Below are 16143 nucleotides of genomic sequence, written 5' to 3'. Positions count from 1 at the left end.
ACCGTTCCCCGTGAGCCCCCGCCGCGAGCCCGTGTGCCGCAAGGCCTCCCCCGGCCGGGCGGGCGCTCGTATGGTGTGGGGCATGAGCCCCAAACTGCGCCGCGAACTGGACGGCATCCCCACGTACAAGCCGGGCAGACCCCCGGCCGTGGAAGAGGGAGTGACCGCTTACAAGCTGTCCTCCAACGAGAACCCCTACGCGCCGCTGCCCGGTGTCCTGGAGGCGGCCACCGCCGCCGCGGAGAACTTCAACCGCTACCCGGACATGGCGTGCACGGCCCTCCACGCAGAGCTGGCGCACCGCTTCGGCGTGCCGGAGGAGCACATCGCGACGGGCACCGGTTCGGTGGGTGTCGCGCAGCAGTTGCTGCAGTCGACCGCGGGCCCGGGTGACGAGGTGATCTACGCCTGGCGGTCCTTCGAGGCCTATCCGATCATCACGCAGATCACCGGCGCGGCCTCGGTACGCGTGCCGCTCGACGCGGGCGAGACGCACGACCTTGACGCGATGGCCGCGGCGATCACCGACCGGACAAGGCTGATCTTCGTCTGCAACCCCAACAACCCCACCGGCACGGTGGTCCGCCGGGAGGCGCTGGAGCGCTTCCTGGACCGCGTCCCGCCGGACGTGCTGGTCGTGCTGGACGAGGCGTACAAGGAGTTCATCCGCGACCCCGAGGTCCCGGACGGCGTCGAGGTCTACCGCGACCGTCCCAACGTGGCGGTGCTGCGCACCTTCTCCAAGGCGTACGGGCTCGCCGGACTGCGCGTGGGGTTCGCGATCGCGCACGAGCCGGTCGCCGCGGCGCTGCGCAAGACGGCCGTCCCCTTCGGTGTGAGCCAGCTCGCCCAGGACGCGGCGGTGGCCTCGCTGCGTGCGGAGGCGGCGCTGCTGGAGCGGGTCGACGCGCTGGTCGGCGAGCGCACCCGGGTGTTCGACCGGCTGACCGCGCAGGGCTGGACGGTGCCGGAGACGCACGCCAACTTCGTGTGGCTGCGGCTGGGGGAGCGCACGACCGACTTCGCCGCGGCCTGCGAGCGGGCCGGCGTCACCGTCCGTCCGTTCGCGGGGGAGGGCGTGCGGATCACGGTCGGCGAGGAGGCCGCCAACGACGTCCTGATCCGCACGGCGGAGGCTTTCCGCAAGGAGCTGTGACCGTCCCCACGCTGCGTCCCGGGTGTCGCGGGACGTCGTAGCATGCCCCCTTTCGCCCCCTCCCACCCCCCGGTGTGAGGGGGCGAAAGCGTGTGCGGCATACTGAGCTTGTGAATGCGTTCACTTTCACAAGCTCGCCAAGTTAGGAGGCGTGACGTGGACCTGGCACTGGACTCCGTCGCCGTCGCGCGATGGCAATTCGGCATCACGACCGTCTACCACTACCTCTTCGTCCCCCTCACGATCTCCCTCGCCGCCCTGACCGCCGGTCTGCAGACGGCCTGGGTGCGCACGGGCAAGGAGAAGTACCTCCGGGCGACCAAGTTCTGGGGCAAGCTCTTCCTGATCAACATCGCCATGGGCGTGGCCACCGGCCTGGTCCAGGAGTTCCAGTTCGGCATGAACTGGTCGGACTACTCGCGCTTCGTCGGCGACGTGTTCGGCGCCCCGCTCGCCTTCGAGTCGCTCATCGCCTTCTTCTTCGAGTCCACCTTCATCGGGCTGTGGATCTTCGGCTGGGACAAGCTCCCGCAGAAGCTCCACCTGGCCTGCATCTGGCTGGTCTCGCTGGGCACGATCCTCTCCGCGTACTTCATCCTCGCCGCCAACTCCTGGATGCAGCACCCGGTCGGCTACCGCTACAACAAGGTCACCGGCCGCGCGGAGCTCACCGACTTCTGGGCCGTGCTCAGCCAGAACACCACCCTTGTCGTGGTCTTCCACACGCTGACGGCGGCCTTCCTGACCGGCGCCGCCTTCATGATCGGCATATCGGCCTACCACCTGGCCCGGCGCAAGCACGTCGCCGTCATGCGGACCTCGCTGCGCCTCGCGCTGGTCACCGCCGTCGTCGCCGGCCTGCTCACCGCGATCAGCGGGGACCGGCTGGGCAAGGTCATGTACGAGCAGCAGCCGATGAAGATGGCCGCCGCCGAGGCCCTGTGGGACGGCGAGTCCCCGGCCCCCTTCTCGATCTTCGCCTACGGCGACGTCGAGAAGGGCCACAACACCGTGGCCGTCGAGGTCCCCGGGCTGCTGTCCTTCCTCGCCCACGACGACTTCGACTCGTACGTCCCCGGCATCAACGACGTCAACAAGGCCGAGCAGGAGAAGTACGGCCCCGGCGACTACCGGCCCAACATCCCGGTCGCCTACTGGGGCTTCCGCTGGATGATCGGCTTCGGCATGACCTCCTTCGCGGTCGGCCTGGCGGGACTGTGGCTCACCCGCCGCAGGTTCTGGCTCGCCGAGGACCGGCGCACCGCCGACGACGAGCCGCCGCACCTGATGCTCACCAGGAACACCGCCCTCTCCCCGGCCCTGTCCCGCTGGTACTGGCGGATCGGCCTGCTCACCATGGGCTTCCCGCTGATCGCCAACTCCTGGGGCTGGATCTTCACCGAGAACGGCCGCCAGCCGTGGGTCGTGTACGGGCTGCTGCGCACCGAGGACGCGGTCTCCCCCGGCGTCTCCACCGCCGAGATGCTGATCTCGCTGATCGTCCTCACCACGCTCTACGCCGTCCTCGCGGTCGTCGAGGTCAAGCTCCTGGTCAAGTACGCCAAGGCCGGGCCACCCGAGCTCACCGAGGCCGACCTCAATCCCCCCACGAAGATCGGCGGCGACGCCGACCGCCCGATGGCCTTCTCGTACTAGGGAGAGACGGCATGCACCTCCACGACGTCTGGTTCGTCCTCATCGCGGTCCTGTGGACCGGCTACTTCTTCCTCGAGGGCTTCGACTTCGGCATCGGCGTCCTCACCCGGCTGCTCGCCCGCGACCGCCCCGAGCGGCGGGTGCTGATCAACACCATCGGCCCGGTCTGGGACGGCAACGAGGTCTGGCTGATCACCGCGGGCGGCGCCACCTTCGCCGCCTTCCCCGAGTGGTACGCCACCCTCTTCTCCGGCTTCTACCTGCCGCTGCTGGTGATCCTGCTCTGCCTGATCATCCGGGTCGTCGCCTTCGAGTACCGGGCCAAGCGCACCGGCGAACGCTGGCAGACGGGCTGGGAGCAGGCCATCTTCTGGACCTCCCTGCTCCCCGCGTTCCTGTGGGGTGTGGTGTTCGCCGACATCGTGCACGGGGTGGAGATCGACGCCTCCGGCGAGTACACCGGCGGGCTCCCGGAGCTGTTCGGCCCCTACGCCCTGCTCGGCGGGCTCGTCACGCTCAGCCTCTTCACCTTCCACGGCGCGGTCTTCGCGGCGCTGAAGACCCTCGGCGACATCCGTGCCCGTGCCCGCCGCTTCGCCACCCGCGCCGGAGCGGTCACCGCGGTGTTCGCACTCGCCTTCCTGGCCTGGACGCAGGGCGACGGCGGCAACGCCCGGAGCCTGGCGGCCGCGGTGGTCGCCGTGCTGGCGCTGCTCGCCGCGCTGGGCGCCAATCTGCGCGGCCGCGAGGGCTGGGCGTTCGCCTTCTCCGGGATCACCGTCGTCGCCGCGGTGGCGATGCTCTTCCTGGTGCTCTTCCCGGACGTCATGCCCTCCACGCTGGACCCGGCGTGGAGCCTGACGGTGGAGAACGCCTCCTCGACCCCGTACACGCTGAAGATCATGACCTGGTGCGCCGCGATCGCGGCCCCGCTGGTGGTGCTCTACCAGGCCTGGACGTACTGGGTGTTCCGCAGGCGGATCGGCACCCAGCACATCGCCGAAGCGCACTGAGGAGCTGTTTCACGTGAAACCCGTCGACCCCCGGCTCCTGAGGTACGCCCGCGCGACCCGTGTGTTCCTCGCCGTCTCCGTCCTGCTCGGCCTCGTCGGCGCGGGCCTGGTCATCGCGCAGGCGATGATCGTCGCGGAGATCGTCGTCGGGGGTTTCGAGGACGGTCTCGACGCCGGGGCGCTGCGCACCCCGCTGCTGCTGCTCGCCGGCGTCGCGGCCGGCCGGGCGGCCGTCTCCTGGCTCACCGAGCTGTGCGCCCACCGCGCCTCCGCCGCCGTCAAGTCCCAGCTGCGCACACAGCTGCTGGAGCGGGTCACCGCCCTGGGCCCGGCGGGGCTCACCGAGCGCCGGACCGGCGAGCTCACCACGCTCGCCACCCGGGGCATCGACGCCCTGGACGGCTACTTCGCCCGCTACCTGCCCCAACTGGGCCTGGCCGTCGTGGTGCCCGCCGCCGTCCTCGCCCGCATCGTCACCGAGGACTGGATCTCGGCGCTCACCATCGCCCTGACCCTCCCCCTCATCCCGGTCTTCATGGTCCTGATCGGCTGGGCCACCCAGACCCGCATGGACCGTCAGTGGCAGCTGCTCTCCCGGCTGTCCGGCCACTTCCTCGACGTCGTCGCGGGCCTGCCCACGCTCAAGGTCTTCGGCCGGGCCAAGGCCCAGGCCGAGTCCATCCGCGCCATCACCGCCGACCACCGGCGCGCCACGATGCGGACGCTGCGCATCACCTTCCTCTCCTCCTTCGCCCTGGAACTGCTCTCCACCATCTCCGTCGCCCTGGTCGCCGTCGGCGTCGGCATGCGGCTGGTCCACGGTGAACTCGACCTCTACACCGGGCTGGTCATCCTCGTCCTGGCGCCCGAGGCGTACCTGCCGCTGCGCCAGGTGGGAGCCCAGTACCACGCGGCGGCCGAGGGGCTCTCCGCCGCCGACGAGGTCTTCGCCGTCCTGGAGACCACGCCGCCCCGGCGCGGCACGGTACCGGCCCCCGATCTGCGGACCGCGGTCGTCGCACTGGACGAGGCGGCCGTCGAGGGCCGCCTCGGCCCGGTCTCCCTGCGTGTCTCCCCCGGCGAGACGATCGCCCTCACCGGCCCCAGCGGTATCGGCAAGAGCACGCTGCTCTCCGTGCTGCTCGGCTTCACCGAGCCGACCTCGGGACGGGTCCTGATCGACGGCGCCGACCTCGCCGCGCACGACCCGGCCGGCCTGCACCGGCAGATCGCCTGGGTGCCCCAGCGGCCGCACCTGTTCGCCGGGACCATCGCCGACAACGTACGGCTGACCCGGCCGGACGCGAGCCCGGCCGAGGTCCGCGCCGCGCTCCGGGACGCCGGCGCCCCGGACCTCGACCCCGCCACGGCCCTCGGGGAGGGCGGCGCCGGGCTCTCCGCCGGACAGCGCCAACGCGTCGCCCTGGCCCGGGCGTTCCTCGCCGACCGGCCGCTGCTGCTGCTCGACGAGCCGACGGCGGCACTGGACGGCGAGACCGAGGCGGCCGTGGTCGACGCCGTCCGGCGGCTCGCGGCCGGCCGCACGGTGCTGCTCGTCGTGCACCGCCCCGCGCTGCTCGCCGTGGCGGATCGCACGGTGCGGTTCGACGGCCGCCCGGCGCGTGCCGTGCCGGCGGCGGTGCCCCCGTCCCGGGCCGCGGCCGGTACGCCCACGCCCGAACCCCTCGGTGCGGCCCCCGTCGTGCCCGCACCGTCCGCCGCGTCGTCCACGGGGTCCGCGCCGCTGACCCGCGTGCGCCGGATCGCCTCGCCGCTGCGGCCGCGGTTCGCCCTCGCGCTGCTGCTCGGCGCCCTCGCCCTGCTCAGCGCCGTCGGCCTGATGGCGACCTCGGCCTGGCTGATATCCAGGGCCTCCGAGCAGCCGCCCGTCCTGTACCTGATGGTCGCGGTCACCGCGACCCGGGCCTTCGGCATCGGCCGGGCGGTCTTCCGCTACGCCGAGCGCCTGGTCGCGCACGACGCCGTCTTCAGGGCCCTCGCCGGCCTCAGGGTCACCGTGTACCGGCGGCTGGAGCGGCTCGCGCCCGCCGCGCTGCGGGACACCCGGCAGGGCGACCTGCTCTCCCGCCTCGTCGCCGACGTGGACGGTCTGCAGGACTACTTCCTGCGCTGGCTGCTCCCGGCCGGCGCCGCCGCGCTCACCGGCACCGCCGCGGCCGCGTTCACCGTGTGGCTGCTGCCCGGTGCCGGAGCTGCCCTGGCGGTGGGGCTGCTCACCGCCGGCGTCGCCGTGCCCGCCGCCTCCGCGGCGCTCGCCCGGCGCGCCGAACGCGCTCTCGCCCCCGCCCGCGGCGAACTCGCCGCCCAGGTGGTCGACGTGCTCACCGGCACCGCCGAACTCACCGTCGCAGGGGCCCTGCCCGGGCGCCGCGACCAGGCGGCCGAGGCGGACCGGGTGCTCACCCGGATCGCGGCCCGCTCCGCGGCCGGCGCGGCGCTCGGGGCCGGGCTCGGCGCCCTGGTCAGCGGACTCACCGTCACCGTCTGCGCCTGGGCGGGTGTGCGGGCGGTGGCCGACGGCGGACTGTCAGGGGTCGCGCTCGCGGTGGTCGTGCTCACCCCGCTCGCCGCCTTCGAGGGGGTGGCGGCCCTGCCGCTCGCGGCGCAGTACCGGCAGCGCAGCCGGCAGGCGGCGCGGCGCGTGTACGACGTGCTCGACGCCCCTGAGCCCGTACGGGAGCCGGAACATCCCGCGGCCGCGCCCGCCGGGCCCCACCCCCTGGTGCTGCGCGGGCTCACCGCCCGCCACCCGGGGCAGCCCCGGCCCGCGCTGGACGGCGTCGGCCTGGAACTGACCCCCGGTCGCCGGATCGCCGTCGTCGGCCCCTCCGGATCGGGCAAGACGACCCTCGCCCACGTGCTGCTGCGCTTCCTGGACGTCGAGGAGGGCACGTACACCCTCGCGGGCACCGACGCCACGGCCCTCGACGGCGACGCGGTGCGCCGCATGGTCGGCCTGTGCGCCCAGGACGCGCACGCCTTCGACAGCACGGTCCGGGAGAATCTGCGCCTGGCCCGCCCCGGCGCGGACGACGCGGAACTGCGGAAGGCGCTCGCCGCCGCCCGGCTCGACCTGGACCTCGACCTCCCGGTCGGCGAGCACGGCACCCGCCTGTCCGGCGGCCAGCGCCAGCGGCTGGCGCTGGCCCGCGCGCTGCTCGCCGACTTCCCCGTCCTGGTGCTCGACGAGCCGGCCGAACACCTCGACCTGGCCACCGCCGACGCCCTGACCGCCGATCTGCTGGCCGCGACCACGGGCCGGACGACCGTGCTGATCACCCACCGCCTCACCGGTCTGGAGGAGGTCGACGAGATCCTCGTCCTCGACCGCGGCCGGGTCGTCCAGCGCGGTACGTACCGTGAGCTGGCCGCCGCCGACGGCCCGTTCCGCCGGAGCCTGGACCGCGAGCGCGCGGCCGACGCACTGGGCGCGCCGGAGCCGGAGTCGATCACGGCGTAGGACGCGGCACCGCCCTAGGCTCGCCGTATGGCAGAACCACTGGCCAGGCTGCTGGACGCCGTCGGCTCGGTCACCAGCGCGCTGCTGGCGGACGAACAACCGGGCGACGACGCGCTCGACGTCGTCGCCGAGCAGGCCCGCGCGCTCGTGGGGGCCGACGCGGGCCTGGTGCTGCTGCCGACCGTCGAGGGCGGCCTCGAAGTGGTCGCCGTCTCGGCCGAACAGCCCGCGGGCCTGGTCGGCACGGTGCTCGAGGCGGACAGCCCGCCCGTGGCGCCGCTGATGGCGGGCGAGCCGGTGTTCGTGGAGGACGCCTCGACCGACGCCCGGATGACCACGGCCATCGCCCCGCGCTTCGGGGCCTGCATGATGCTGCCGCTGCAGAGCAGCGGCCATGTGATGGGGGCGCTCGCGCTGCCCAGGGCCCACGGCGTGCCGGGCTTCACCGAGGACGAGCGGTTTGTCGCCACCCAGTTCGCGGCGCAGGCGGCGCTGGCCCTGCTGCTCGCCGGCGCCCAGCGCGACCGCAACCGGCTGGCCGTGTACGAGGAGCGCGACCGGATCGCCCGCGATCTGCACGACCTGGTCATCCAGCGGCTCTTCGCGACGGGCCTGATGCTCCAGGGGGCGCGGCGCAAGGCGCTGCCGCCCGACGCCGAGGAGGGCATCGCGCACGCGGTCGAGGAACTGGACGCCACCATCCAGGAGGTGCGGACGGCGATCTTCGCGCTGCAGCAGGAGCCGCGGGACGACGCACCGGCGGGACTGCGCGCCCAGGTGCTGCGCGAGACCGGCTCCGCCGCCCGCGGCCTCGGCTTCCCGCCCTCCGTGCGCTTCGTCGGACCCGTCGACCACCGGGTCGGCGCGCTCAGCGCCCGCAACCTCGTCGCGGCCCTGCGCGAAGCGCTGTCCAATGTGCAGCGGCACGCCGGCGCCACCTGGGTCGAGGTGGTGCTCGACGCCACCGCCGTGCTCTCCGACGGCCGCGAGGGCGTGCGGCTGATCGTCTCCGACGACGGCGTCGGCATCCCCGAGACCGGGCGGCGCAGCGGCCTGCGCAACCTCGCCCGCCGCGCGGAGTCGCTGGGCGGCGAGTCCATCTTCGGGCCGGGACCGGACGGCAAGGGCACCACGCTCGCCTGGGAGGCGCCCCTCTGAGCCGGCCCGGAGGGGTCAGCGGGCGGCGAGGATCCGCTCGATGACTCGGGCCACGCCGTCCTCCTCGTTCGCCACGGTGCGGTGCGTCGTGGCGGCCAGCACGTCGGGGTGGGCGTTGGCGACGGCGTACGAGGTGCCCGCCCACGACAGCATGGCGAGGTCGTTGGGCATGTCCCCGAAGGCCACCACCTCCTCGGCGGAGATGCCGAGGTCCGCGCAGCAGCGCGCGAGCGTCGTCGCCTTGCTGACCCCGGCGCCGCTGATCTCCAGCAGCGCCGACGGGCTGGACCGGGTGATCTCGGCGTGCTCCCCGGCCACCGCGCGGGCGGTGCGCAGGAAGACGTCCGGGTCGATGGAGGGGTGCTTGGCCAGCAGCTTCAGCACGGGCTGGCCCCGCCGCCCGCCGTCGAGCAGATCCTCCACCGGGGCGACGACCGCGTCGGGGGCGGGGGCGTACGGCGGGTAGTCCGGCTCGTACGCGAAGCCGCCGGTCAGCTCGACGGCGAAGGCCGTGCCGGGGACGGCGGTGCGCAGGGCCGCGATGACCGCGAGGGCGTCCCGCGGGTCGAGGGGGTACGCCGCCAGCAGCCGCCTGCCGCGGTGCAGGTCGTAGACGGCGGCGCCGTTGGCGCATATCGCCATGCCGTGGCCGGCGGTGTGCGCGGCGACGACGTCCATCCACCGTGCGGGCCGCCCCGTGACGAAGAAGACCTCGATGCCCGCGGCCTCCGCGTCCGCCAGCGCGGCGATCGTACGGGCCGAAACGGTCTTGTCGTCGCGCAGGAGCGTGCCGTCCAGGTCGGTGGCGATCAGCCGCGGCGCGGGGGCCGCGAGGGTGGCGTCCGGGGTCCGGGGATGCTGGGTGGCTGAGGTCACCGCCCCATGGTCCCCCATGTGGATGCATATGACAGCAGGCGGGTGCGGAGTGCGATGACCGCCACACTCTCCGTCGCCGTCGCCGGTGCCGGGTTGTCAGTGCCTGCTGCCACCATCACGCCATGGCCCTTGTGCGTTGTGAAGAGCAGCCCGACCGGGAACCGGTGCTCCTGGCCGACGCTTTGCCGACGGTCGTGGACGGCATCCGGCTGGCCGCGCGCGCCGGGATACCCGTCGCCGATCCGGCGGGCGGCACCGCCACGACCTGCGGCCGGTGCGCCTGCGCCGCATACCGCCACCGCACCGCCGGAGGACACTGGATCCTGGTCGAGCCCGGCGAGTGGCCCCTGGGGGCCGTCCCGGCCGGCCGCCGCTGGCGGGTCGCGGGTGACGGCACGGCGGTCAACCTGCGGGCCACCGTCCCCTCCGACACCTGCCGGATCAGCCATTCCGACGTCTGCCCCGCGGGCCCGCCGCCCGCGGCGTCGCCCGTGCTGCTCGGCCAGTGGCGGCGCAACGCCCGCCGCCGGCTCAACTGAGCTGGGCCGGCGCCTCGGTCGCGATGCGCTCGAAGACCTTCTCGTCCGCCGCGTAGACGGAGTCCGGCACCGGCCAGTGGAGCACGATCTCCGTGATGCCGACCTCCGCGTAGCGGCCCGCGAAGTCGACGAAGGCGTCGAGCGACTCCAGCGGGCGCTCGGCCGTGGAGCCGGTCAGCAGGACGCGGTCGAGCTCGCCCGGGTCGCGCTCGATCTCCGCGCAGGCGATCTCCAGCTGGTCGTACTGGCGCGAGACGACCTCGGGGCACTTGTCCACGGGCACGTCCGCCGGGCCCTTCGGGTCTCCGTAGGTCACCCAGGCCTGGCCGTAGCGGGCCGCCAGCCGCAGCCCGCGCGGGCCCGTCGCCGCCACCGCGAAGGGCAGCCGCGGACGCTGCGTGCAGCCGGGGATGTTCCGCACCTCGTGCGCCGAGTAGAACTCGCCCTCCTGACTCACCACCGGCTCCGTCAGCAGCCGGTCCAGCACGGTGACGAACTCGCCGAAGCGGTCGGCCCGTTCCCGCGGCGTCCACGCCACCTGGCCGAGCGCGGTCGCGTCGTAGCCCACCCCGCCGGCGCCGATGCCGAGCGTCAGCCGCCCGCCGCTGACGTCGTCGAGGGTGATCAGCTCCTTGGCGAGCGTCACCGGGTGCCGGAAGTTCGGGGAGGTGACGAGCGTGCCCAGCCGGATCCGCTCCGTCGCCGCGGCCGCCGCCGTCAGCGTCGGGACCGCCCCGAACCACGGGCCGTCCCGGAAGCTCCGCCACGACAGATGGTCGTAGGTGTAGGCGGTGTGGAAGCCGAGCTCCTCGGCCCGTCGCCAGACCTTCCGCCCCTGCTCGTGCCAGCGGTAGATCGGCAGAATCACAGTGCTCAGGCGCATGTTCCCCACCCTACGGGGTGGCTGTTGCCCGCCCGGGCCGAAGTACTGGGGTGGTCAGGGCGGCAGCCGCCGTCCGGTGGAAACCCGTCGGCGAGCCGCGCCCGGCCGGCCGGCGCCTCCGCACGCCACGGGACCCTGGACTCCCTTGCGGACGCCGTCGGCGGCGTCTTTGCCGCGGCCGACGCCGCGGATACCCCCGGTGGTGGGGAGCCGCAACTCGGGGCGCGCCTCGCAGAAAGGCCGTCGCCGGAGCGGCCGGCCGGGGCACAGCTCGGCCACCCGGGTGGTGTTGATCGGAATATCGGCATCCTCGGGGTGCGGCACCGAGGATTTCGTGCTCACTTCCGCATCATCGGATTAGTCGCTCCCGACTCACCGAAGGAAGTGAGAGGTCATGGCTGCCAACACCCGTGTCAGGACGTTCTGGGACGTCTTCGTGACGCTCCTGCTCAAGATGGTCGCGTACTTCGGGTTCGCCGTCCCGGCGTCGCGTAGCACGGCTCCGGCCGCGCCGCGACCGGAAGCCGTCCCCGGCACCCGGTTCCTGCCCACCGCCGAGGCGGTGCGCCACTGGGCACCGGCTCCGCGAACGGAACCGGCACCACAACCGGTGGCCGTGGGCGCCGCCGCGTCCGGGCCGGGACTCCGTGTCGAACCAGGGCTCCATGGTGAACCAGGACTCCGTGCCGGAGCCGGCGGACGCACACCCGAGGTCCCGTCGTCCCGCAACGCGTCCCGCAGTTCGTCGCATCGGTCGTTGCGTCCGTCGTCCCTCACGCCGTACCGCGACGAGCCCGTCGTGCCCGAGCCGTCCGTCCCCTTCGTCCCGGCGCCCTGCCTGACCGCCGCGGCCGACGCCCACTCCCTGCCGCCGACGATGAAGCAGCGCATCCGCGCCGAGGCCCACGGCGCCTCGCCCGTGGCCCGCGTGCGCACCCGTCCGATCGGCGACGCCGGCCTCGACCCCGCGCTGAGCGACATCACCGAGGCCCCGGCCCGTACCCCCCGCCGCGAGTGGGCGCTCTGCGCATGACCGCCGCGGACGCGTGTGACCAGCCGGTACGACGTGCCGCACGGCCCCCGTTGACGGGACGTCAAGCCGTCCCGACCCCGGATTCCACGCACCACCACGGCGCCGGACACGGCGCCCGCTCCAGCGGAACCGTCCGGACGCCCCGGACGACGGGCGCACACACCGGCCCGGGCCGGAGCACGGCAGTGAGCTCCACCTCCAGCTCCATCCCCAGCACCGCCCCCAGTACGACCCGGAGCACCACCCAGAGCACGAGCACGAGGACGAGGACGAGGACGAGGATGCCGGAGACGACCCGCACCCCCGAGGCTGTGACGGTCACCGCCGGCTCGACCCGGCACCATCCGCGGGCCACGGACCGTCCGGTCGCCGGCCCGCCCGCGTTCGACGGCGAAGCAGGCCCACGCCCGCACCGCACGACCGAGCACCACACGACCGAGCACAGCGCACCGACGTACCGCACGATCGAGCACCGCACACCCACGCACCCCCCGCGCGAGCGCGGCACACGCACACCCGTGCATCCGCACCCGCACCCGCACCCGCACCCGCACCCGCACCCCACGACCCGACGCAGCGCCACGCGGCACCACCGCGGGGTCCGGCCCGTCGGGGTCGACCGGTGGAGCCGACCGTGCTCCCGGACGACGCCCCGCCACGGCTGAACCGCGCGACCCGCAGGAGGAACCCCGGCAAGACGGACGCACCGCATCGCCTCCCCTACGGGGAAGTCAACCCCAAGGACTACGCACAACCGCCCCCCAGAGTGACGACGGGGTGTGGCCCGCGCCACTAGGTTCGTGGCGTGACTGTGATCGCTACCGAAAGCCTGACGAAGCGGTACCCGAGGGTGACCGCTCTGGACCGGCTCACCGTCGACATCGCACCCGGCGTGACCGGGTTGGTCGGTGCCAACGGAGCCGGCAAGTCGACCCTGATCAAGATCCTCCTGGGGTTGGCGCCGGCCACGGAAGGCCGGGCTGCCGTCCTGGGCATGGATGTGGCGACAGAGGGCGCGGCGATCCGCGCCCATGTGGGCTACATGCCGGAGCACGACTGCCTGCCCCCTGACGTGTCGGCGACGGAGTTCGTCGTCCACATGGCCCGTATCTCGGGGCTGCCGCCGTCCGCCGCGCGCGAGCGCACCGCGGACACGCTCCGCCACGTCGGCCTGTACGAGGAGCGGTACCGCCCCATGGGCGGGTACTCCACGGGCATGAAACAGCGGGTGAAGCTGGCCCAGGCGCTGGTCCACGATCCCCGGCTGGTGCTGCTCGACGAGCCGACGAACGGGCTGGACCCCGTCGGCCGCGACGACATGCTCGAACTGATCCGGCGCGTGCACACCGAGTTCGGGATCTCCGTGCTGGTCACCTCCCACCTGCTCGGTGAACTGGAGCGCACCAGCGACCACATCGTCGTCATCGACGGCGGCTCCCTCCTGCGCTCCTCCTCGACCAGCGACTTCACCCAGGCGACCGCCTCGCTCACCGTCGAGGTCACCGAGCACGAGGACGAGCTGGTGGAGAAGCTGACCGCCGCCGGGCTCAACGCGCACGCGGACGGCCGGCTGATCATGGTCGACATCGACGGGGACGAGACGTACGACGCGGTCCGCGACGCGGTCGCGGAGCTCGGCACGGGCCTGGTGCGCATGGAGCAGCACCGGCACCGCATCGCCGAGATCTTCCGGGGAGGGGACGAGCATGACGCAGCTTGAGGGCAGGCCGCCCGCCGCCGACGTCATCCACGACATCGGCTACCGGCACTACGACGGCCCGCGCCTGGGCCGTGGCTACGCGCGCAAGTCGCTGTACGTCCAGAGCCTGCGCAGCGCGTACGGGCTCGGCCGGTCGGCGAAGTCCAAGGTGCTGCCGATGATCCTGCTGGCCGTGATGTGCGGTCCGGCCGCGATCATGGTCGCGGTGGCGATCGGCACCAAGGCGACCAAGCTGCCGATCGAGTACACCCAGTACGTGATCATCATGCAGGCGGTCATCGGTCTCTACCTGGCCGCGCAGGCCCCGCAGTCCGTCTCGCTCGACCTGCGGTTCAAGACGACCCCGCTGTACTTCTCCCGTCCGATCGAGGCGGTCGACTACGTCGCGTCGAAGTTCGCGGCGCTGACCACGGCGCTGTTCATCCTGACCGGGACGCCGCTGCTGGTCATGTACATCGGGGCGCTGCTGGCCAAGTTCGACGTGAGCGACCAGAGCGCGGGCTTCGCCAAGGCGATGCTCGCCGCGCTGCTGCTGTCGATGCTGTTCTCGGGCATCGGCCTGGTCATCGCGGCGCTGACGCCGCGCCGGGGCTTCGGCGTCGCCGCGGTCATCGCGGTGTTCACGCTCTCGTACGGCGCGGTGACCAGCGTGCAGGGCGTCGCCTCGATCAACGGCAACGCCGACGTGATCGGCTGGCTGGGACTGTTCTCGCCGATCACGCTGATCGACGGCGCGCAGACCTGGTGGCTGGGCGCGACCTCCAGCTTCCCCGAGGGCGCGGGTCCGAAGGACGCGGTCGTCGGCACGGTCTACCTCCTCGTCCTCCTCGCCGTGATCGCCGGCTCCTTCGGCCTGCTGATGCGCCGCTACCGAAAGGCCGTACTGTCGTGACCACCCTGTCCATCGACCATGTGTCCCGCTGGTTCGGCAACGTCGTCGCCGTCAACGACGTGACGATGACGATCGGTCCCGGCGTCACCGGCCTGCTCGGCCCCAACGGCGCGGGCAAGTCCACCCTGATCAACATGATGGGCGGCTTCCTGGCCCCCTCGGCCGGGACGGTCACCCTCGACGGCGCCACGGTCTGGCGCAACGAGCAGGTGTACCGGCACATCGGCATCGTCCCCGAGCGCGAGGCGATGTACGACTTCCTGACGGCACGCGAGTTCGTGGTCGCCAACGCGGAACTGCACGGGCTGGCGGACCCGGGGGCGGCGGCGGCTCGCGCCCTGGCCACGGTCGAGATGGAGTTCGCCCAGGACCGCCCGGTCGCCACGTACAGCAAGGGCATGCGGCAGCGCGCCAAGATGGCCTCCGCGCTGGTGCACGACCCGTCGGTGCTGCTGCTGGACGAGCCCTTCAACGGCATGGACCCCCGGCAGCGGCTGCACCTGATGGAGCTGCTGCGGCGGATGGGCGCCGAGGGCCGCACGGTGCTGTTCTCCTCGCACATCCTGGAGGAGGTCGAGCAGCTGGCGAGCCACATCGAGGTGGTCGTCGCCGGCCGGCACGCCGCCTCGGGCGACTTCCGCAAGATCCGCCGGCTCATGACGGACCGGCCGCACCGCTACCTGGTGCGCTCCAGCGACGACCGGGCGCTCGCCGCCGCGCTCATCGCGGACGGGTCCACGGCCGCCATCGAGCTGGACTGGAAGGAGCGGGCGCTGCGCATCCAGGCGATCGACTTCGCCGGCTTCACCGAGCTGCTGCCGCGCGTCGCGCGGGAGCGGGGCATCCGGCTCTACACGGTCTCGCCGTCCGACGAGTCCCTGGAGAGCGTCTTCTCCTACCTGGTCACGGCGTAGGCACACGGCTGTAAGGAGCTCCGATGTTCAATCCCACCGTGGCCAGGCTGACCTACCGGGGGCTGCTGGGCCGCCGCCGGGCCCTGGTCCTGTTCGCCCTGCCCGCGCTGCTGATCCTGATCTCCGTGGCGGTGCGGGTGCTGGTCGGCGCCGACGACTCCATCGCGAGTTCGGTGCTGGGCGGTTTCGCGCTGGCGACGATGGTGCCGCTGGTCGGCGTGATCGCCGGCACCGGCGCCATCGGGCCGGAGATCGACGACGGCTCGATCATCTACCTGCTGGCCAAGCCGGTGCGGCGGCCGACGATCATCGTCACCAAGCTGCTGGTCGCGATCGCGGTGTCGGTGGTCTTCTCGGCCGTGCCGACCCTGATCGCCGGGTTCATCCTCAACGGCAACAGCCAGGGCATCGCGGTCGCGTTCACCGCCGCGGCGGCGGTCGCCTCGGTCACGTACGCCGCGATCTTCCTTCTGCTGGGCGTGGTGACCCGGCAGGCGGTGGTCTTCGGCCTGGTCTACGCCCTGATCTGGGAGTCGCTGATCGGCAGCCTGGTGCCGGGGGCGCGCACGCTGAGCGTGCAGCAGTGGGCCCTGGCGCTGGCCCAGAAGATCGCCGGTGAGGGCCTGGTGACCTCCGACGTGGGGCTGCCGCTCGCGGTGGTGCTGCTCGTCGGCGTCACCCTCGCCGCGACCGCCTTCGCGGGGCAGCGGATGCGCTCGCTGACGCTGGCCGGCGAGGAGTGATCGTTCCGGCCTGAGGCCTGTCGTCCCGTAAGCCGCCCGGGTGGTCTTCTTCCGCCCGGGCGGCCCTGCTCCCCTGACG

Annotated in this window: 13 protein-coding genes and 1 pseudogene; 11 read left to right on the top strand and 3 right to left on the bottom strand. The window is 73.0% G+C overall.

Going from position 1 to position 16143, the window contains the following annotated elements:
• The first annotated feature begins 82 nt into the window (after nucleotides 1-82).
• The 5 genes and pseudogenes from hisC to CHF15_RS21100 all read left to right on the top strand — a co-directional run.
• Complete coding sequence (gene hisC / locus CHF15_RS21120; protein ID WP_375816051.1) at nucleotides 83-1156, top strand: histidinol-phosphate transaminase; 1074 nt, start codon at nucleotides 83-85, stop codon at nucleotides 1154-1156.
• A 156-nt stretch (nucleotides 1157-1312) separates the two neighbouring features.
• Nucleotides 1313-2812 (top strand): cytochrome ubiquinol oxidase subunit I, encoded by a 1500-nt coding sequence (locus tag CHF15_RS21115; protein WP_089225395.1) that lies wholly within the window; start codon nucleotides 1313-1315, stop codon nucleotides 2810-2812.
• Between the two features lie 11 nt (nucleotides 2813-2823).
• Nucleotides 2824-3825 (top strand): cytochrome d ubiquinol oxidase subunit II, encoded by a 1002-nt coding sequence (gene cydB, locus CHF15_RS21110; RefSeq protein ID WP_089225394.1) that lies wholly within the window; start codon nucleotides 2824-2826, stop codon nucleotides 3823-3825.
• A gap of 13 nt (nucleotides 3826-3838) precedes the next feature.
• The gene (cydD, locus tag CHF15_RS21105) at nucleotides 3839-7306 is read left to right on the top strand and encodes a thiol reductant ABC exporter subunit CydD (protein ID WP_089225393.1); all 3468 of its coding nucleotides are present in this window, start codon (nucleotides 3839-3841) and stop codon (nucleotides 7304-7306) included.
• Between the two features lie 51 nt (nucleotides 7307-7357).
• Nucleotides 7358-8464, top strand: a pseudogene (locus tag CHF15_RS21100) (GAF domain-containing sensor histidine kinase); the annotation flags it as partial.
• 15 nt (nucleotides 8465-8479) lie between these two features.
• On the opposite strand, the gene CHF15_RS21095 reads toward CHF15_RS21100, so the two are convergent.
• A complete protein-coding gene (locus CHF15_RS21095; protein ID WP_089225391.1) occupies nucleotides 8480-9340 on the bottom strand; it encodes a Cof-type HAD-IIB family hydrolase in 861 nt (286 codons plus the stop codon).
• A gap of 122 nt (nucleotides 9341-9462) precedes the next feature.
• Here CHF15_RS21095 and CHF15_RS21090 point away from each other — a divergent pair, with 122 nt between their 5' ends.
• Entirely contained in the window at nucleotides 9463-9879 is a 417-nt protein-coding gene (locus CHF15_RS21090; protein WP_245938943.1) for a DUF6083 domain-containing protein, read from the top strand.
• On the opposite strand, the gene CHF15_RS21085 is transcribed toward CHF15_RS21090, so the two are convergent.
• Entirely contained in the window at nucleotides 9872-10762 is an 891-nt protein-coding gene (locus CHF15_RS21085; protein WP_179279891.1) for an LLM class flavin-dependent oxidoreductase, read from the bottom strand. The two genes, CHF15_RS21090 and CHF15_RS21085, sit on opposite strands and share 8 nt — an antisense overlap.
• Nucleotides 10763-11156: 394 nt before the next feature.
• Here CHF15_RS21085 and CHF15_RS46415 point away from each other — a divergent pair, with 394 nt between their 5' ends.
• Nucleotides 11157-11795 carry a DUF6344 domain-containing protein gene (locus CHF15_RS46415; protein ID WP_089225388.1) on the top strand — a complete coding sequence of 213 codons (639 nt, stop codon included), beginning with the start codon at nucleotides 11157-11159 and terminating at the stop codon, nucleotides 11793-11795.
• Nucleotides 11796-11856: 61 nt separating this feature from the next.
• Here CHF15_RS46415 and CHF15_RS21075 read toward each other — a convergent pair whose 3' ends face one another.
• On the bottom strand, nucleotides 11857-12117 hold the full coding sequence (locus tag CHF15_RS21075) for a hypothetical protein (protein ID WP_143681603.1): 261 nt from the start codon (nucleotides 12115-12117) through the stop codon (nucleotides 11857-11859).
• A 483-nt stretch (nucleotides 12118-12600) separates the two neighbouring features.
• Here CHF15_RS21075 and CHF15_RS21065 point away from each other — a divergent pair, with 483 nt between their 5' ends.
• From CHF15_RS21065 to CHF15_RS21050, 4 genes are read left to right on the top strand one after another with little or no spacing between them, the layout of a single operon-like run.
• Nucleotides 12601-13515 (top strand): ABC transporter ATP-binding protein, encoded by a 915-nt coding sequence (locus tag CHF15_RS21065; protein WP_089225385.1) that lies wholly within the window; start codon nucleotides 12601-12603, stop codon nucleotides 13513-13515.
• Nucleotides 13502-14407 (top strand): hypothetical protein, encoded by a 906-nt coding sequence (locus CHF15_RS21060; protein ID WP_089225384.1) that lies wholly within the window; start codon nucleotides 13502-13504, stop codon nucleotides 14405-14407. The genes CHF15_RS21065 and CHF15_RS21060 overlap by 14 nt, the downstream gene beginning before the upstream one ends.
• Nucleotides 14404-15321, top strand: a complete 918-nt coding sequence (locus CHF15_RS21055) for an ABC transporter ATP-binding protein (RefSeq protein ID WP_089225383.1) — start codon at nucleotides 14404-14406, stop codon at nucleotides 15319-15321. The genes CHF15_RS21060 and CHF15_RS21055 overlap by 4 nt, the downstream gene beginning before the upstream one ends.
• 23 nt (nucleotides 15322-15344) lie before the next feature.
• Complete coding sequence (locus CHF15_RS21050; RefSeq protein ID WP_089225382.1) at nucleotides 15345-16064, top strand: ABC transporter permease subunit; 720 nt, start codon at nucleotides 15345-15347, stop codon at nucleotides 16062-16064.
• The last annotated feature ends 79 nt before the right edge of the window (nucleotides 16065-16143 follow it).

The sequence above is a fragment of the Actinacidiphila glaucinigra genome (assembly GCF_900188405.1).
In the GTDB taxonomy this organism is placed as follows: Bacteria; Actinomycetota; Actinomycetes; order Streptomycetales; family Streptomycetaceae; genus Actinacidiphila; species Actinacidiphila glaucinigra.
The sequence above is the reverse complement of the archived record's forward strand: the minus strand, read 5'-3'. Positions and strand labels throughout refer to the sequence as shown.